This window comes from Kosakonia sp. SOY2 (genome assembly GCF_027109175.1).
Lineage (GTDB): Bacteria > Pseudomonadota > Gammaproteobacteria > Enterobacterales > Enterobacteriaceae > Kosakonia.
In genome coordinates, this window is sequence record NZ_JAPVXH010000004.1 from 155,512 (window position 1) to 174,185 (window position 18,674).

Annotated in this window: 16 protein-coding genes; 6 read left to right on the forward strand and 10 right to left on the reverse strand. The window is 54.6% G+C overall.

Going from position 1 to position 18,674, the window contains the following annotated elements; all coding sequences use genetic code 11:
- Positions 1-110: 110 nt before the first annotated feature.
- The 6 genes from lptD to apaH are packed head-to-tail and all read left to right on the forward strand — an operon-like array spanning position 111 to position 6,813.
- Positions 111-2,435 carry an LPS assembly protein LptD gene (gene lptD / locus O3S68_RS19395; RefSeq protein ID WP_269232247.1) on the forward strand — a complete coding sequence of 775 codons (2,325 nt, stop codon included), beginning with the start codon at positions 111-113 and terminating at the stop codon, positions 2,433-2,435.
- A 53-nt stretch (positions 2,436-2,488) separates the two neighbouring features.
- Positions 2,489-3,775 carry a peptidylprolyl isomerase SurA gene (gene surA, locus O3S68_RS19400; protein ID WP_269232248.1) on the forward strand — a complete coding sequence of 429 codons (1,287 nt, stop codon included), beginning with the start codon at positions 2,489-2,491 and terminating at the stop codon, positions 3,773-3,775.
- Positions 3,775-4,761 carry a 4-hydroxythreonine-4-phosphate dehydrogenase PdxA gene (pdxA, locus tag O3S68_RS19405; RefSeq protein ID WP_269232249.1) on the forward strand — a complete coding sequence of 329 codons (987 nt, stop codon included), beginning with the start codon at positions 3,775-3,777 and terminating at the stop codon, positions 4,759-4,761. The genes surA and pdxA overlap by 1 nt, the downstream gene beginning before the upstream one ends.
- Entirely contained in the window at positions 4,758-5,579 is an 822-nt protein-coding gene (gene rsmA / locus O3S68_RS19410) for a 16S rRNA (adenine(1518)-N(6)/adenine(1519)-N(6))-dimethyltransferase RsmA (RefSeq protein ID WP_020456512.1), read from the forward strand. Before pdxA ends, rsmA begins: the two co-directional genes overlap by 4 nt.
- A 3-nt stretch (positions 5,580-5,582) precedes the next feature.
- On the forward strand, positions 5,583-5,960 hold the full coding sequence (gene apaG / locus O3S68_RS19415) for a Co2+/Mg2+ efflux protein ApaG (protein ID WP_017457892.1): 378 nt from the start codon (positions 5,583-5,585) through the stop codon (positions 5,958-5,960).
- Positions 5,961-5,964: 4 nt separating this feature from the next.
- Positions 5,965-6,813 carry a bis(5'-nucleosyl)-tetraphosphatase (symmetrical) ApaH gene (apaH, locus tag O3S68_RS19420; RefSeq protein ID WP_020456511.1) on the forward strand — a complete coding sequence of 283 codons (849 nt, stop codon included), beginning with the start codon at positions 5,965-5,967 and terminating at the stop codon, positions 6,811-6,813.
- Positions 6,814-6,891: 78 nt separating this feature from the next.
- On the opposite strand, the gene folA is transcribed toward apaH, so the two are convergent.
- The 10 genes from folA to fkpB all read right to left on the reverse strand — a co-directional run bounded on the left by folA (position 6,892) and on the right by fkpB (position 18,636).
- Complete coding sequence (gene folA / locus O3S68_RS19425; RefSeq protein WP_020456510.1) at positions 6,892-7,371, reverse strand: type 3 dihydrofolate reductase; 480 nt, start codon at positions 7,369-7,371, stop codon at positions 6,892-6,894.
- Positions 7,372-7,550: 179 nt separating this feature from the next.
- Complete coding sequence (gene kefC / locus O3S68_RS19430) at positions 7,551-9,413, reverse strand: glutathione-regulated potassium-efflux system protein KefC (protein ID WP_045509984.1); 1,863 nt, start codon at positions 9,411-9,413, stop codon at positions 7,551-7,553.
- Complete coding sequence (gene kefF / locus O3S68_RS19435; protein ID WP_269232250.1) at positions 9,406-9,936, reverse strand: glutathione-regulated potassium-efflux system oxidoreductase KefF; 531 nt, start codon at positions 9,934-9,936, stop codon at positions 9,406-9,408. The genes kefC and kefF overlap by 8 nt, the downstream gene beginning before the upstream one ends.
- 132 nt (positions 9,937-10,068) lie before the next feature.
- A complete protein-coding gene (locus O3S68_RS19440) occupies positions 10,069-10,302 on the reverse strand; it encodes a YgdI/YgdR family lipoprotein (RefSeq protein ID WP_020456507.1) in 234 nt (77 codons plus the stop codon).
- A gap of 142 nt (positions 10,303-10,444) precedes the next feature.
- Positions 10,445-13,669, reverse strand: a complete 3,225-nt coding sequence (carB, locus tag O3S68_RS19445; RefSeq protein ID WP_020456506.1) for a carbamoyl-phosphate synthase large subunit — start codon at positions 13,667-13,669, stop codon at positions 10,445-10,447.
- 16 nt (positions 13,670-13,685) lie between these two features.
- A complete protein-coding gene (gene carA, locus O3S68_RS19450; RefSeq protein ID WP_044489559.1) occupies positions 13,686-14,834 on the reverse strand; it encodes a glutamine-hydrolyzing carbamoyl-phosphate synthase small subunit in 1,149 nt (382 codons plus the stop codon).
- Positions 14,835-15,288: 454 nt separating this feature from the next.
- Complete coding sequence (gene dapB / locus O3S68_RS19455) at positions 15,289-16,110, reverse strand: 4-hydroxy-tetrahydrodipicolinate reductase (protein WP_020456503.1); 822 nt, start codon at positions 16,108-16,110, stop codon at positions 15,289-15,291.
- Positions 16,111-16,246: 136 nt separating this feature from the next.
- Positions 16,247-17,161, reverse strand: coding sequence for a ribonucleoside hydrolase RihC (gene rihC, locus O3S68_RS19460; RefSeq protein WP_269232331.1), 915 nt, complete (start codon positions 17,159-17,161; stop codon positions 16,247-16,249).
- 73 nt (positions 17,162-17,234) lie between these two features.
- Positions 17,235-18,185, reverse strand: a complete 951-nt coding sequence (gene ispH / locus O3S68_RS19465) for a 4-hydroxy-3-methylbut-2-enyl diphosphate reductase (protein WP_045509993.1) — start codon at positions 18,183-18,185, stop codon at positions 17,235-17,237.
- On the reverse strand, positions 18,166-18,636 hold the full coding sequence (gene fkpB / locus O3S68_RS19470) for an FKBP-type peptidyl-prolyl cis-trans isomerase (protein WP_017457878.1): 471 nt from the start codon (positions 18,634-18,636) through the stop codon (positions 18,166-18,168). Before fkpB ends, ispH begins: the two co-directional genes overlap by 20 nt.
- Positions 18,637-18,674 lie beyond the last annotated feature (38 nt).

The window sequence follows — 18,674 nt, forward strand, 5'->3', positions numbered from 1 at the left end:
CCTGGCTCGAACGCGGGCAGGATTAAAACTAGCGTTGCAAAGGCGAGTAAGTTAGTCTCAGACCGTTTGCCAGCGTAAAGCCACAGATGACGGAACAACAAATACAACGTATGAAAAAACGTATCCCCACCCTCCTGGCCACCATGATTGGCTCTGCCCTTTACAGCCAGCAGGGGATGGCAGCCGATCTTGCCTCGCAGTGTATGCTTGGCGTTCCCAGCTACAACCGCCCCCTGGTACAGGGCGACACCAATAATTTGCCGGTGACGATCAATGCCGATCACGCAAAAGGCAACTACCCTGACGATGCCGTTTTTACCGGCAATGTCGATATTAATCAGGGAAATAGCCGTTTACAGGCCGATGAGGTGCAGCTTCATCAGCAGCAGCCGGAAGGTCAGACGGACCCGGTTCGCACAGTGGATGCACTCGGTAATGTGCACTATGACGATAACCAGGTCATCCTGAAAGGTCCTAAAGGTTGGTCAAACCTGAACACCAAAGATACCAACGTCTGGCAAGGTGATTACCAGATGGTGGGTCGTCAGGGTCGCGGTACCGCCGATCTGATGAAACAGCGTGGACAAAACCGCTACACCATTCTGGACAATGGGATGTTTACCTCCTGCCTGCCTGGGTCGAACACCTGGAGCGTTGTCGGCAGCGAAGTTATTCAGGATCGCCAGGAGCAGGTTGCGGAAATCTGGAATGCGCGTTTTAAGCTCGGCCCGGTGCCTGTGTTCTATAGCCCGTATCTGCAGTTACCTATCGGCGACAAACGCCGTTCAGGTTTCCTGATCCCTAATGCAAAGTACAGCACGACAAACTATTTCGAGTTCTATCTGCCGTACTATTGGAACATTGCGCCAAATATGGATGCGACGATCACGCCGCACTACATCCATAAACGGGGCAATATACAGTGGGAAAACGAATTCCGTTATCTGACGCAAGCAGGTGCTGGTATTGTTGAACTCGATTACCTGCCTTCAGACAAAGTGTTCCAGGATGAGTACCCTAGCGAAGGGGAGCGTCATCGCTGGCTGTTTTACTGGCAACATGCCGGGGTAATGGATCAAGTTTGGCGCTTTAACACCAATTACACGAAGGTCAGTGACCCGCACTATTTTAACGATTTTTCGTCAAAATATGGTTCCAGTACGGACGGTTACGCTACGCAAATCTTCAGCGTTGGCTATGCATTAGAAAATTTTAACGCCACCGTTTCAACGAAACAGTTCCAGGTGTTTAACCGTCAGAACAGCAACTCTTATTCGGCCTTACCGCAGGTCGATGTTAACTGGTATCACAACGATCTGGGTCCCTTTGATTTCCGCATGTACGGCCAGGCAGTGAAATTTACCAATACCAACTCCAGCCGACCGGAAGCGACCCGTGTTCATCTGGAACCAACGCTCAGTCTGCCAGTATCAAATGAATGGAGCAGCCTGAACACCGAAGTGAAAATGCTGGCGACCCACTACCAGCAAGACAATATTGATAACACCAACTATAAAGAGTCCGTTAGCCGCGTTATGCCGCAATTTAAAACGGACGGCAAGCTGGTGTTTGAACGCGATATGAACTGGGCGGAGGGTTACACCCAGACGCTGGAACCGCGCGCTCAATACTTGTATGTGCCGTATCGCGATCAGAGCCACATCAACAACTACGACTCCTCGCTGCTGCAATCCGACTATAGCGGGCTGTTCCGCGACCGTACTTATGGCGGTCTGGACCGTATCGCGTCAGCGAACCAGGTTACTACCGGCGTCACAACCCGCATTTATGATGAAGCGGCGGTTGAACGTTTTAACGTTTCTGTTGGTCAAATCTACTATTTCACCGAGTCCCGTACCGGGGATGACAACATTAACTGGGAGAAAGACAACAAAACTGGTTCGCTGGTGTGGGCAGGCGATACGTACTGGCGTATCTCCGATCGTTGGGGTCTGCGCGGCGGGGTGCAGTATGACACCCGTCTGAATAATATCGCTAACAGCAGCTCGTCGCTGGAGTATCGCCGCGATGAAGACCGTATGTTGCAATTGAGTTACCGTTACGCCAGCCCGGAATACATTCAGGCGACGCTGCCAAACTATGCAACCGCAGCGCAGTATAAAGATGGTATTTCGCAGGTAGGTGCCGCCGGAAGCTGGCCGATTGCGGACCGCTGGTCCATCGTTGGTGCGTACTATTACGATACCAATACCAGTAAACCTGCCGATCAGATGGTGGGTTTGCAATATAGCTCCTGCTGTTATGCGATTCGCTTTGGCTATGAGCGCAAAATCAACGGCTGGGAAAATAATCAAAGCAAATATGACAAGGCCATCGGTTTCAACATTGAGCTGCGTGGCTTGAGCTCCAACTACGGCCTGGGGACGCAACAGATGCTGCGTTCGAACATTCTGCCGTACCGTAGCTCACTGTGATCTCTTTGATTTGCAACGTAATCCGCATTGCGGTTAATTGAAATGGAAAAGGTATGAAGAACTGGAAAACGCTGCTTCTCGGTATCGCTATGGTTGCGAATACCAGTTTTGCCGCGCCTCAGGTTGTTGATAAAGTCGCCGCCGTGGTCAATAACGGCGTGGTGCTGGAAAGTGATATTGATGGTTTGATGCAATCCGTGAAGGCCAACGCAGGCCAGGCGGGTCAGCAATTACCGGACGACGCCACGCTGCGCCACCAGATCCTTGAACGTCTGATCATGGATCAAATCATTTTGCAGATGGGCACGAAAATGGGCGTCAAAGTCACTGACGAACAGCTCGACGCCGCCATCGCCGATATTGCCAAGCAAAACAATATGACGATGGATCAAATGCGTAGCCGCCTGGCCTATGACGGGGTGAATTTCAGCACCTACCGTAACCAGATCCGCAAAGAGATGATCATCTCCGAAGTGCGTAACAGCGAAGTGCGCCGTCGCGTTACGGTGCTGCCACAGGAAGTCGAAGCCCTGGCGCAGCAGGTGGGCAACCAGAATGATGCCAGCACTGAACTGAATCTGAGCCACATTCTGATCCCATTGCCGGAAAATCCGACCTCCGATCAAGTGAACGAAGCGGAAAGTCAGGCGCGTTCAATTGTGGAACAAGCTCGTAACGGCGGTGATTTTGGCAAATTGGCCATCACTTACTCTGCCGATCAGCAAGCACTGAAAGGCGGTCAGATGGGCTGGGGCCGAATTCAGGAGCTGCCGAGCATCTTCGCTCAGGCGCTGAGCACGGCGAAAAAAGGCGATGTGATTGGCCCAATCCGTTCGGGTGTTGGCTTCCATATCCTGAAAGTAAACGATCTGCGCGGCCAGACGCAGAGCATCTCTGTCACAGAAGTTCATGCCCGTCATATCCTGCTGAAACCGTCGCCGATCATGAGCGACGATCAAGCACGTGTGAAACTGGAACAGATCGCAGCCGATATTAAGAGTGGCAAAACTACTTTTGCTAACGCTGCGAAAGAGTTCTCTCAGGATCCGGGTTCTGCAAACCAGGGCGGCGATCTCGGCTGGGCGTCAGCAGATATTTATGATCCGGCCTTCCGCGATGCGCTGATGAAGCTGAAACGCGGCCAGATGAGCGGTCCGGTTCACTCCTCCTTTGGCTGGCACCTGATCGAAATGCTGGACAGCCGTAATGTCGACAAAACCGACGCGGCGCAAAAAGACAGAGCCTATCGCATGCTGATGAACCGTAAGTTCTCTGAAGAAGCGGCAACCTGGATGCAGGAACAGCGCGCCAGCGCCTATGTCAAAATTCTGAGCAACTAATGAAAACACAGCGTGTCGTTATCACTCCCGGCGAACCCGCCGGGATTGGCCCGGATCTGGTAGTGCAACTCGCCCAGCGCGACTGGCCGGTTGAACTGGTTATCTGTGCAGACGCAACGCTGCTGACCGACCGGGCCTCGCTGCTCGGTCTACCGCTTCAGCTGCGCGGTTACGATCCAACGGCCGCCGCAGTACCGCAACAAGCAGGCACATTAACGCTGTTGCCTGTTCCTCTGCACACGCCCGTCACCGCAGGCGTACTTAATACGCTTAACGGTTCTTACGTTGTAGAAACGCTTGCCCGCGCCTGCGACGGCTGCCTGAGTGGCGAATTTGCCGCGCTGATTACCGGCCCGGTGCATAAAGGCGTGATTAACGATTCAGGGACGCCGTTTACCGGACACACGGAGTTTTTCGAGGAACGCTCTCACGTCGCCAAAGTGGTGATGATGCTGGCAACCGAAGAGCTACGCGTGGCGCTGGCGACCACACACTTGCCTATCAAAGCCGTGGCCGACGCCATTACGCCTGATTTGCTGCGGGAAGTGATCGGCATTCTGCACACGGATCTGCAACAGAAGTTCGGTATCACCCAACCGCATATTCTGGTCTGCGGCCTGAACCCGCATGCCGGTGAAGGCGGTCATATGGGAACGGAAGAGATTGATACCATCATTCCGGTGCTCAATGAAATGCGCGCGCAGGGTATGAATTTAAGCGGTCCGCTGCCGGCCGACACGCTTTTTCAGCCCAAATACCTTGATAATGCCGACGCCGTACTGGCGATGTACCACGATCAGGGTCTGCCCGTGCTAAAATACCAGGGCTTTGGCCGCGGCGTGAACATTACCCTCGGTTTACCCTTTATTCGTACATCCGTCGACCACGGCACCGCGCTTGAACTCGCGGGCAAAGGCACAGCGGATGTCGGCAGTTTTATTACGGCGCTTAATCTCGCCATCAAAATGATTGTTAATACTCAATGAATACTCGCGTCCATCAGGGCCACTTAGCCCGCAAACGCTTCGGGCAAAACTTTCTCCACGACCAGTTCGTGATCGACAGCATTGTCTCGGCCATCAACCCGCAAAAGGGTCAGGCTATGGTCGAAATCGGCCCAGGCCTTGGCGCGCTCACCGAACCGGTGGGCGAACGTCTGGATAAATTAACGGTCATCGAGCTTGACCGCGATCTGGCTGCCCGCCTGCAAACACATCCGTTCCTTGCACCTAAACTGACTATTTATCAGCAAGATGCAATGACCATGGATTTTGGCGAGCTCTCAAAAACGATCGGTCAGCCGCTGCGTGTTTTCGGTAACCTGCCGTATAACATCTCCACGCCGTTGATGTTCCATCTGTTTAGCTATACTGATGCCATTGCCGATATGCACTTTATGCTGCAAAAAGAGGTGGTGAATCGCCTGGTTGCGGGGCCAAACAGTAAGGCGTATGGTCGATTAAGCGTGATGGCGCAGTACTACTGCCAGGTTATTCCGGTGCTGGAAGTACCGCCCACTGCGTTTGCGCCGCCGCCAAAAGTGGATTCTGCTGTGGTTCGTCTGGTGCCGCACGCTCAATTACCGCATCCGGTGAAAGAGATCCGCACGCTGAGCCGCATTACCACCGAAGCGTTTAATCAGCGTCGTAAAACCATTCGCAACAGCCTCGGCAACGTCTTTACCGTTGAAGTGCTGGCGTCGTTAGGTATCGATCCGGCGATGCGCGCGGAAAATATTTCTGTAGCGCAATATTGCCAGTTAGCGAATTACCTGACAGAGAATGCGCCGCCGAAGGAGAGTTAACGTATGATCAATTCGCCCCGAGTTTGTGTTCAGGTACAAAGCATCTACATCGAGTCTCAGTCCGCTCCCGACGATGAACGCTATGTTTTCGCTTACACCATTACCATCCGGAACCTGGGGCGAACCCCTGTCCAGTTGCTCAAGCGCTACTGGCTTATCACCAACGGAAATGGCCGCGCAACGGAAGTTCAGGGCGAAGGTGTGGTTGGCGTACAGCCGCACATTGAGCCTGGCGGCGAATATCAATATACCAGCGGTGCGGTAATTGAAACGCCGCTGGGCACTATGCAAGGCCATTACGAAATGATCGATGCGCAGGGAGAAACCTTCCGCATCGCTATCCCGGTCTTCCGACTCGCCGTCCCAACATTGATCCATTAATACAATGTCTACATACCTTATTGGTGACGTTCATGGTTGCTACGATGAACTCGTCGCGCTGTTAAAACAGGTTGAGTTTTCACCTGGGCAGGACACTTTATGGCTGACGGGCGATCTGGTCGCGCGCGGCCCTGGCTCGCTTGAGGTATTGCGCTTCGTCAAATCACTCGGTGACAGCGTTCGTCTGGTACTGGGTAACCACGATTTGCACCTGCTCGCCGTTTACGCGGGCATCAGCCGCAACAAGCCCAAAGACCGGCTTAATCCGCTACTCGAAGCGCACGACGCTGATGAGCTGATTAACTGGCTGCGCCGCCAGCCGCTGCTGCAAATCGACGAAGAGAAAAAACTGGTGATGGCGCACGCCGGGATCACCCCGCAGTGGGATATGGAAACCACCCGCCACTGTGCGCGCGATATTGAAGCGGTGCTGGCGAGCGACTCTTATCCGCTTTTTCTCGACGCTATGTACGGCGATCTGCCGAACCACTGGACGCCTGAGCTCAGCGGTCTTGCCCGCCTGCGCTTTATCACCAATGCGTTTACCCGCATGCGCTATTGCTTCCCGAACGGGCAGCTCGATATGTACTGCAAAGACATTCCCGAGCACGCCCCCGCGCCGCTAAAACCGTGGTTTTCGATTCCGGGACCGGTGGCGCAAGAATACAGCATTGCCTTTGGTCACTGGGCTTCACTGGAAGGCGCAGGGACGCCTGAAGGCATCTACGCACTGGATACGGGCTGCTGCTGGGGCGGCGTGCTGACCTGCCTGCGCTGGGAAGATAAACAGTACTTCACCCAGGCGTCGAATCGTCAGATGGATTTGGGCGATGGCGAGGCGATTGCCTCCTGAAAATAATTTCCCCGGCCTGGGCCGGGGAAAGAGAAGAAACCTAACGTTGCCGTGCAACCACGGCCGTAGCGCAGTGAATTAACGGCGCTCGAGGATCTCGAAACAGTAACTGTGGGAATTCTGCGCGTCCGCGTCGTGGAACTCACTGAACACGGAATCCCAGTCGTCCGGATCGTAATCCGGGAAATGGGTATCACCTTCCACTTCCGCATCAATGTGTGTCAGGTACAAACGCTGCGCTTTCGGCAGAAACTGCTCGTAAACACGACCACCGCCAATCACCATGATCTCTTCAGCACCATCGCATTGTGCAATCGCTTCATCAACGGATTTCACCCACTGCACGCGATCGTCAGTGCCCGGCTGGCTACTGATCACGATATTCTTACGACCCGGCAGCGGACGACCGATGGATTCCCACGTCAGGCGACCCATCACTACCGGTTTGTTTAACGTATTGCGTTTAAACCAGGCGAGATCGGCAGGTAAGTTCCACGGCATCGCATTCTCCATGCCGATGACGCGATCCACTGCCAACGCCGCAATCAGACTGATCATTTATTCATTCCTGGAAGCCAAAAAATTGTCGCCACTATACGGAAAGCGCAATCTTTCGTCGACGGGGCGCGAGGTAAAGAATAAGAAAATTTTCTATTCTGCTGGCGGCACCGCACCCCGAATCTGCACCGCCAGCTTGCCAGCCGTGTTGAATCAGCAAGTTATCCGTAAGCGGTAATTTACGCTTGCGGTTTAACCGCTGGTTCGTCTGCGGGATCGCCAGTATGACGCCCCTCTTCCGTACCCTGCCAGCCGTGGCGCTGGGTTAATGACAGATGCGCTCTGTCTTCCGAAATGATTTCCGTCAGCATCGCACTGGTGCGTTTAAACACCGCCGCACGCGCCTGCGTATCGTTTTCCACCTGCGCCATCTCTTCCACCATTGAGGTGTTGAAGCGGCGGAAATGATCGGCGCGTTCACGCGCTTCATATGAACCCAGTCCCAACCCTTCCAGCGCCAGCCTTCCCGTTTTCAGCGCCGCTTCGAAGGTTTCACGCTCCGGTTTCTCGACGCCGGCCTGGCGCAAGCGAATGTAGTGATCGACGTCGCGGGCGCGGGCAATAATGCGCAGATCCGGGAAATGCTCTTTTGCCAGCTCCGTTAATTGTAGGCTGGCCTGCGGATCGTCGATGGCATTAATTAATACTTCTGCCCGTCCGGCACCGGCAGATTCCAGCAAATCAACGCGTGTCGCATCGCCATAAAACACCTTCATGCCGAATTTACGCAGCGTTTCAATATGATCGGGATCGTGATCCAGAACCACCATCTTCACGCCGCTGGAGAGCAACAAACGCCCGGCGATCTGCCCGAAACGTCCGAACCCGGCAATAATGACCCGCGCGTCTTCCTCGTCGATTTCATCCGCTTCGCGCTCCTGCTGACTACCGGATGCTTCAAGCCGGGCCAACAGCACCAGTAACAGCGGCGTTGCGGCCATCGACAGCGCGACCGTCAGGGTTAGCGCTTTCGCCCATTCGCTATCCAGCACCTGTGCCGTTTGCGCGGTGCCAAACACCACAAAGGCGAACTCACTCCCTTGCCCCAGCAGGGCGGCAAACCACAACCGCTGCTTGCCAGGCACGCGTAACGGACGAGCAATCAGCCACAGCACCGCGCTTTTGATCACCAAAAAACCGACCAGCAGCAGTAAGATGCGCAGCGGATGCGTCACCAGCGTGCCGAAGTCGATCGACATTCCCACACCGATAAAAAACAGCCCGAGCAGCAGGCCTTTAAAGGGCTCAATATCGCTTTCCAGCGCATGACGATACTCGGAGCTGGCAAGCAACACACCGGCAAGAAACGCGCCCATCGCCATCGACAATCCCGCCTCTTCCAGCAATAAGCCGAAACCGAAGACCAGGAACAGCGCCACGGCGCAGAACACTTCCCGCAAACCGGATCGCGCCACGAAGCGCAGCGCCGGGCGAGCAACATAGCGCCCGATCAGCACCACCAGTGTCAGCGCGGCAACAACTTTCAGCGCCGAAAGCGCGAAGGCGCTGAGCGTCATCGCCCCACCGCTGGCAGCCAGCAAAGGGATCATCGCCACCAACGGGATGGCGGCAATATCCTGGAACAACAACACGGAAAAGGCGCTGCGCCCCATTTGCGATACCGTCAGGTTGCGCTCATTCATCGCCTGCATGGCAATCGCCGTTGATGACAACGCCAGCGTCAGACCGATTAACACCGCGACCGGCCACGGGAGCCCGAGCAGCGCGCAAAACCCGCCGAGTAACAATCCACAACTGGCCATTTGCAGCGCACCACCGCCAAACACCGACGCACGCAGTTTCCATAAACGCTGCGGATCGAGTTCAAGGCCAATCACAAATAGCATCAGTACGACGCCGATTTCTGCAAAATGGAGGATAGATTCCGCATCGGTTACCAGCCGCAATCCCCACGGGCCAATAATGCCCCCGGCAATCAGATAGCCAAGCACCGATCCCAACCCCAGGCGCATGGCGATCGGCACGATCAGCGCCGCCGACCCGAGATAGATCAGCGCCTGAATTAACGAATGGCTATCCATACTGCACCTCCTGCCACTCCAGTAAACGTTGTTTGTAATGGCGCGCCTGCGCCTGCAGCGTTTCATCGTCGCAAATAAACGTACAGTGCACAGCAAAAGGTGGCAGCCAGTTCATCCCGCAATAAAGCGCTGTCGCCTGCAGCGGCTGGGAAAGTACATCAAAACCGGGATGCGAGCCGATATCAAAATGGTTGTCGCTACCCCCCGTCGTCACCGCCCACAACACGCTTTTGCCGTGAAGCGCCGTGCCACCGTGGCCATACGCCCAGCCGTGCGCCAGCACTTTATCCAGCCAGAGTTTGAATAATGGCGGCACACTGTACCACTGCATCGGATGTTGCCAGATAACCAAATCGGCACGGGAAATCGCCTCCTGCTCGGCGGCGACGTCAATATTGAAGTCAGGATAGAGTTCGTACAGAGAACGTATTTCAACGTCTTCCAGCGTCCCTGCCTGCTCAATCATGCGCTTATTCGCATGCGAATGCTGCGGATAAGGATGGGCATAAATTATGAGGATCATTGATTAACCTGTTTTCACTACACGCTTTTTCTTGAAAGTGTAGTCAGTTAATCGTCTGGCTAAAAGCGGCAATCTGTGCGGGAATGAGGGAAAGGCATGCGGTAGCCGGAGCCACCGCAAATGAGGAAGGGATTAGTTATCCAGTTCGCTCATGTTTTTCACCTGATCGCGGTTAATCTGCTCGGTTTTTCCGGTTTCTGCATTTTTATAAGAAACCAGCCCGGTGTCTTTATCCACCTGCGGTTTGCCGTCGGTCACAATGGTGCGGCCATCAGTGGTGCGTACCGCCTGGTTGGAGGAACACCCGGCAACGGTAAACAGTGCTGCTGCAGTAAAAATCGAGGTCATCAGAAGTTTAGTTCGCATGGTTATCTCCCTGCTTTCCAGTGAATTTCATTCGTCTGTTTAGCCATTTTAGGCTAACTCACTGAACGGTGGGGAAAATGCAGAACACTCTGAAGGGGGGAGTAGAGAACCCTCTCTCCACAAGGGAGAGAGGGGGAGCGGATTATTTGCTAATCTGCGCGTGCATTTCCTGCACGGAAATCACTTTTTCTGTGGCATCGGCATTCAGCGCCATCGCGGTAGCAAAGCCGCCGTTCAGCGTGGTGTCGTAGTGCACTTTATACTGTAGTGCGCTACGGCGAATCAGCTTGGAATCCTCAATCGCCTGACGCCCCGCCGTGGTGTTGATGATGTAGGTGTATTCGCCATTCTTGATACGATCCTGAATGTGCGGACGACCTTCATGCACCTTATTCACCAGACGTGGGTTAATGCCCGCTTCACCCAGCACAATCGCCGTGCCGTGGGTCGCATCCAGTTCAAAGCCCTGTTTCAGCAGCTTCGCGGCGAGATCCACCACGCGCTCTTTATCCCCTTCGCGTACTGACAGCAGCGCGCGACCCTGTTTTTTCATGGTCGAGTTACTGCCCAGTTGCGCTTTGGCGAAGGCTTCGGCAAAGGTACGTCCCACACCCATCACCTCACCGGTAGAGCGCATTTCCGGCCCTAACAGTGGGTCAACGCCCGGGAACTTGTTAAACGGCAGCACCACTTCTTTTACCGAGTAGTACGGCGGGATAATCTCTTTGGTGTGACCTTGCTGAGCCAGCGTTTTGCCGGTCATCACGCGCGCCGCCACTTTTGCCAGCGGCAAGCCGGTGGCTTTGGAGACGAACGGCACGGTACGCGCGGCACGCGGGTTGACCTCAATCAGATAAACTTCGTTATCTTTCACCGCAAACTGCACGTTCATCAGACCGCGAACCTGCAATTCAAACGCCAGTTTCTGCACTTGCTGGCGCATCACATCCTGGATTTCCTGGCTCAGGGTGTAAGCAGGCAGTGAACATGCGGAGTCACCGGAGTGCACGCCCGCCTGTTCGATATGCTCCATGATGCCGCCAATCAGCACGCTTTCGCCGTCGCAAATCGCATCGACATCCACTTCCACCGCGTCGTCGAGGAACTTGTCCAGCAGCACCGGCGCGTCGTTGGAAACGCTGACTGCGGTCATAAAGTAGCGGCGCAGGTCGATTTCGTCGTAGACGATTTCCATGGCGCGACCGCCGAGGACGTAAGAAGGACGCACCACCAGCGGGTAAGTAATCTCTTTCGCTTTTTCAACCGCCTGCTCCAGCGCGGTAACCGTGGCGTTAGCTGGCTGTTTCAGTTTCAGGCGTTCAACGGCGTGCTGGAAGCGCTCGCGGTCTTCCGCACGGTCGATAGCGTCCGGGCTGGTGCCAATCACCGGCACACCGGCGGCTTCCAGCGCGCGCGCCAGTTTCAGCGGCGTCTGGCCGCCGTACTGCACGATAACGCCTTTCGGTTTTTCGATACGCACAATTTCAAGCACGTCTTCGAAAGTAACCGGTTCGAAGTAGAGACGGTCAGACGTGTCGTAATCGGTCGACACGGTTTCCGGGTTACAGTTGACCATGATGGTCTCGTAACCATCTTCGCGCAGCGCCAGCGACGCATGTACGCAGCAGTAGTCGAACTCAATGCCCTGGCCGATACGGTTTGGCCCACCGCCGAGCACCATGATTTTTTCGCGATCATGGTTCGGATTGGCTTCGCACTCTTCTTCGTACGTGGAGTACATGTAAGCGGTATCGGTCGCAAATTCCGCCGCACAGGTATCCACACGTTTATAGACCGGGTGCAGATTGTACTGATCGCGCAGCTTACGGATTTCCGCTTCGCGCACGCCGACCAGTTTTGCCAGACGCGCATCGGCAAAACCTTTACGCTTCAGGGTACGCAGGAAGTCAGCGTCGAGACCGTTGATCCCCACGCTTGCCACCTGCTCTTCCAGGCGCACCAGCTCTTCGATTTGCACCAGGAACCAGCGGTCGATGTTGGTCAGGTTGAACACGCCATCAACAGACAAGCCCGCACGGAACGCATCGGCGATATACCAGATACGCTCAGCGCCCGCGTCTTTCAGCTCGCGGCGGATTTTCGTCAGGGCTTCCGGGTCCTCAAGGCTCACTTTCGGGTCGAAGCCGGTCGCGCCCACTTCCAGGCCGCGCAGCGCTTTCTGCATCGATTCCTGCTGGGTACGACCAATCGCCATCACTTCACCAACAGATTTCATCTGTGTGGTCAGACGGTCATTCGCGCCCACAAATTTCTCGAAGTTGAAGCGCGGAATTTTGGTCACAACATAGTCGATAGACGGTTCGAACGAGGCCGGGGTACGCCCGCCGGTGATATCGTTCATCAGTTCATCCAGCGTGTAGCCCACCGCCAGTTTCGCCGCGACTTTCGCAATCGGGAAACCGGTCGCTTTCGACGCCAGCGCCGAGGAACGCGATACACGCGGGTTCATTTCGATAACAATCAGACGACCATTTTTCGGGTTTACCGCGAACTGTACGTTCGAACCGCCGGTTTCAACGCCGATTTCACGCAGCACCGCCATCGAGGCGTTACGCATGATTTGGTACTCTTTGTCGGTCAGCGTTTGCGCAGGAGCTACGGTGATGGAGTCACCGGTATGAATGCCCATGGCGTCGAAGTTTTCAATCGAGCAGACAATGATGCAGTTGTCGTTTTTATCGCGCACCACTTCCATCTCGTACTCTTTCCAGCCAATCAGCGACTCATCAATCAGCAGCTCATTGGTCGGCGAGAGATCCAGCCCGCGGGCGCAAATCTCTTCAAACTCTTCGCGGTTATACGCGATACCGCCACCGGTGCCGCCCATGGTAAAGGAGGGGCGAATAATGCACGGATAGCCGACATCAGCCGCCACCGCCAGCGCTTCATCCATGGTATGCGCGATACCGGAACGCGCCGTGTCGAGGCCGATTTTTTTCATCGCAATGTCGAAGCGACGGCGGTCTTCCGCTTTATCAATCGCATCGGCAGTCGCGCCAATCATGGTGACGCCGAACTCTTCCAGCACGCCCTGGCGTTCCAGTTCCAGCGCGCAGTTCAGCGCGGTCTGGCCGCCCATGGTCGGCAGAACGGCATCCGGACGCTCTTTTTCGATAATTTTGCGTACCACTTCCCAGTGGATCGGCTCGATATAGGTCGCATCGGCCATCTCCGGGTCGGTCATAATGGTCGCCGGGTTGGAGTTCACCAGAATGACGCGGTAACCCTCTTCACGCAGCGCTTTACACGCTTGTGCGCCAGAGTAGTCAAATTCACATGCCTGGCCGATAACAATCGGGCCAGCGCCAAGGATCAGGATGCTTTTTAGGTCTGTACGTTTTGGCATTGCTCTTTTCTCCTGATTATTTGGCGGTATTACGATACTGCTCGATTAACTCAATAAAGTGGTCAAACAGCGGCGCGGCGTCGTGCGGGCCAGGACTTGCTTCCGGGTGTCCCTGGAAACTAAACGCCGGTTTATCGGTGCGATGAATGCCTTGTAGCGTGCCATCGAACAGGGATTTGTGCGTTACGCGCAGATTTGCAGGCATTGACGCTTCATCAACCGCGAAACCGTGGTTCTGCGCAGTGATCATCACGGTATTGTTATCAATATCTTTTACCGGATGGTTACCGCCGTGGTGGCCAAACTTCATTTTCACCGTCTTCGCACCGCTCGCCAGCGCCAGCAGCTGATGGCCCAGGCAGATACCGAACACCGGAATATCCGTTTCAAGGAAAGTTTTAATCGCCTCGATAGCATAATCGCACGGTGCCGGGTCGCCAGGGCCGTTAGACAGGAAAATGCCGTCCGGATTGAGTTTCAGAACATCCGCCGCCGGGGTTTTCGCCGGAACAACCGTCAGTCTGCAACCTCTGTCTACCAGCATGCGCAGAATGTTGCGTTTTGCGCCGTAATCGTATGCCACAACGTGGTACGGCAACTCACTCTCGCTCTTCGCCGGCGGCAGGTCACCCGCCAGTGTCCAGCTGCCTTGCGTCCAACTGTAGGTTTCCGCCGTTGTGACTTCTTTCGCCAGGTCCATACCGTTCAGGCCCGGGAAGGCTTTCGCTTTTTCCAGCGCCAGCGCGGCATCAACATTATCACCAGCGATGATGCAGCCGTTCTGCGCGCCCTTTTCACGCAGCAGACGAGTCAACTTACGGGTATCAATATCAGCAATCGCCACAATGTTATGGCGCTTCAGATAAGAAGAGAGGTCTTCGGTACTGCGGAAGTTGCTGGCGATCAGCGGCAGGTCGCGAATGACCAGGCCTTGCGCATGTACCTGAGAGGACTCTTCGTCAGCGGAGTTGGTGCCGACATTGCCGATATGAGGATAAGTAAGAGTAACGATTTGGCGGGAATAGGAAGGATCAGTGAGGATTTCTTGATAACCGGTCATTGAAGTATTGAAAACGACTTCCCCAACCGCCGTGCCCGTTGCCCCTATGGCCCGACCGTGAAACTGGGTTCCGTCTTCCAGAACCAATAGCGCTGACTTAATCAAAACACCCTCCAGAGAATATTCACTCACTTTATTTGCATATTAATTCATATTGAGAACCTGAATCAATGCAAATTTGCTTGCCGTGGATTTTTGGCAAACGGCGGCATTCTGGAGAGATGTCGGTTAAAAGTCAACTTTTCTCCGGTATTTTTCTTATTGTTTTACGCCATTGCCTCTTATTACTGGATTTAATCGATAAAAAGATCAGACAAACTCACAGGGAAAACGCTTGCGTGCCGAGAAAATTGCATTTTATGGCGATGAATATCAAAAAAGTAGACCAGATGGTCAAAATTTACAATTGAGAAACATAAAAAAGAGAGATAAACAGAGATTATGGCAGGTTTGGATAAAATGAAGGATGAAAAAGGAAAAATAAAAGGGCAATAAAATATTGCCCTTCGCAATCAATTGATTATGACTGCAACAACCACATCACGATGGGTAATAAATCTTATAAATTGTTGAGATCAAGCACGTCTCGCATATCAAAAAGGCCATTACTCTTTCCTTTCAGCCACAAAGCAGAACGAACCGCGCCATTGGCAAAAGTCATGCGACTGGAGGCTTTATGTGTGATTTCAACACGTTCGCCAATATCGGCGAACATCGCTGTATGTTCGCCGACGATGTCGCCTGCTCGCACCGTGGCAAAGCCAATCGTGCCGGGAACACGCTCGCCGGTATGCCCTTCACGCGCATAAACGGCACACGTTTTTAAATCTTTATTCAGTGCACCGGCAATCGCCTCGCCCATCGCCAGCGCCGTTCCCGACGGAGCATCGACTTTGTAGCGATGGTGCGCTTCGATAATTTCGATATCGGTATACTCACCCATAACTTTCGCCGCTTTCTCCAGCAGCTTCAGCATGACATTGACGCCAACGCTAAAGTTGGCAGCAAAAACAATGGCGATATCTTGTGCCGCCTCGGTAATGGCCTGCTTGCCTGCGTCATCAAAACCGGTAGTGCCAATTACCATTCCTTTACGGTGTTGCCGACAGAAAGCCAGGTGCGTCAGCGTGCCTTCCGGGCGGGTGAAATCGATAAAGACATCGAAATCCTCTTTCACTGCCTCAAGGCTGCTCTGCACGGTCACACCGGTTTTCGCCGCGCCCGCCAGTTCACCTGCGTCGCTTCCCAGTAGAGAAGAACCTTCGCGCTCCAGCGCCGCGCCAAGTTCGACGCCATCCATTGCCAGTGCCGCCTGAATCAGCTGGCGGCCCATACGCCCGCCAGCGCCCGCGATGGCTACGCGGATTGGTGCATCATGCATAGTTGTGCTCTTTTGTTAAAAAAATGCGTAAGAATCGTTTCCAGATTAACCAGCCCGTGTCGGGGCCACCAGCCGAAAACGCCGATAATAAGAAATTAATGATATACAGCCGGAAATATCAGTAAAAGGCATGACGTTAAGGTGCCAGCGCCAGCAATTCGGCCACCCAATGACGAAAACCCTCTACGTCGATTTCCAGCGCCACCTGTGCATTGGGTGGTCGCCCCAGTTTGCCTTCAATATCCACCACCGTTGTTCCTGTGGTGTATTGCCCCTGAGTCTCCACGGCAACAAAACAGGGTTTCAGCGTAAACAGTTCCGGACGAGCCAGCCAGGCGATAGCGCAGAGATCGTGCATCCGCAGCCCGGTCGCCATGCTGCCGCTGCGATAGTGGCTAAACAGCGCATGCAACATTTTGCCGGTGTTGTTCAGCGCTGGCAGCGTCGCCAGATATTCCGGTGTCAACGTTGCGCGGTTGGTCACATCCAGCCCGCACATCACGATCTCCAGCCCGCTATTGAACACGCGCGCAGCGGCCTCGGGATCGATAGCGATATTAAATTCGGCATTGGGCGTAAAATTGCCGCGCCCGGCAGAGCCCCCCATCATCACCAGACGGCGAATGTTGAACTGGCACTCCGGGTAGTGCGTTAACAGTAGCGCGATGTTGGTTAACGGGCCGATAGTGACCAGCGTTACCGGTTCCGGCGAAGCCAGCAGTACGTCGCGGATTGCCTGAAAAGCAGGGACAGCCAATGGCTGGCGCTGATGCTCAATAAAATCGTAGCCATCCATGCCGGATTCGCCGTGTACGTCGGCGGCGCTGTACAACGGCCGCAGCAGAGGTGTTGCCGCGCCCTGCGCCAGCGGGATATCCGCATGCCAGAAATTCAGCAGTTGCAGCGCGTTACGGGTGGTTTTTTCCAGCGAAACATTACCGGCAACGGTGGTGATAAGTTTGAGATCGCACTGCGGCGCGAACAGCGCGGCGGCAAGGGCAACGGCATCATCGATACCGGGATCGGTGTCGAGAATCATGGGAAAACGCATCACGCCTCCAGAATTATCCATAAAAAATGCCAGACTCAGTCTGGCATCTTCGCATAAACCTTCGCGTAAAACGTTATTCGACTTCGCGAACATCCACCCGCAGCTCTTTCGGCACTTCGAAAACAATATTCTCTTCGCGCCCTTCCAGCGGGATCGCTTCGCCGCCGCCCAGTTCCTGCAAGCGGACAATAACATTTTGCACCAGGATATCCGGCGCGGAAGCCCCGGCGGTGACGCCCACGCAGTTAATGCCTTTTACCCATGCCTCCTGAATATCAGAGGCGTCGTCGATGAGATACGCCGCTTTCCCCATCCGCTGTGCCAGTTCGGCCAGACGGTTAGAGTTAGAGGAATTTTTCGAACCGACCACCAGCACCACTTCCGCCTGCTCCGCCAGCGCACGCACAGCTTCCTGCCGGTTGGTAGTGGCGTAGCAAATATCGTCTTTGCGCGGGCCGACAATCTGCGGGAAGCGCGCGCGCAGCGCGTCAATCACATCTGACGTATCGTCCACGGAGAGCGTGGTTTGCGTCATAAACGACAGTTTACCCGCGTCTTTGATATCCAGCGTGTCGACATCTTCCGGCGATTCAACCAGGTACATTCCCCCTTTCGGGTTGCTGTACTGGCCCATGGTGCCTTCTACTTCCGGGTGACCGGCGTGACCAATCAGAATCGCTTCTTCGCCACGACGGCTGGCGCGTGCCACTTCCATATGCACTTTGGTGACCAGCGGGCAGGTAGCGTCAAAGACAGTCAAATCGCGGCTTTTCGCTTCGTTACGCACCGCCTGAGAGACGCCGTGGGCGGAGAAAATCAGGATCGCGCCATCCGGCACTTCGCTGATTTGCTCAATAAAGATTGCGCCACGTTCACGCAGGCTATCGACAACATAGCGGTTATGCACCACTTCATGGCGCACATAAATCGGTGCGCCGTAGAGAGCCAGCGCGTTTTCAACAATGCTGATAGCGCGGTCAACGCCGGCGCAAAAACCGCGCGGGTTAGCCAACAGGATCTGCATTTGTCTCCTCCAGTACCGGATCAACTTCCAGCACGTCGATATCAAAATGAACCGTTCTGCCCGCCAGCGGATGGTTGAAATCGACGGTAATCGAATCGCCGTTGACTTCACGGATCACGCCCGGCATTTCGCTGCCGTCCATTGCGGTAAAGAGCATAATCGCACCGACTTCCGGCTCACCGGCATCCATAAATTCACGGCGCGAGAAGTACTGAATCAGATCCGGGCTCGGCGTGCCGAATGCGGCGTCTGGCTCCAGAGAAAAGACTTTTTTCTCCCCGGCTTTCAGGCCAAGCAGATGTTGTTCCAGTCCTTCGGAGAGTGAACCGTCGCCAAGGCGAAACAGCGCCGGTTTGCCATTGTTGCGGGTTGACTCGGCAAGAGAGCCATCTTCGAGCTTAAGCGTGAAGTGCACCAGCACCGCGCTATCGCTCTGTACGGATTTAGACATGCAGGTTGCTCTTTATGTTTTCGTATTGTATTGCCCGG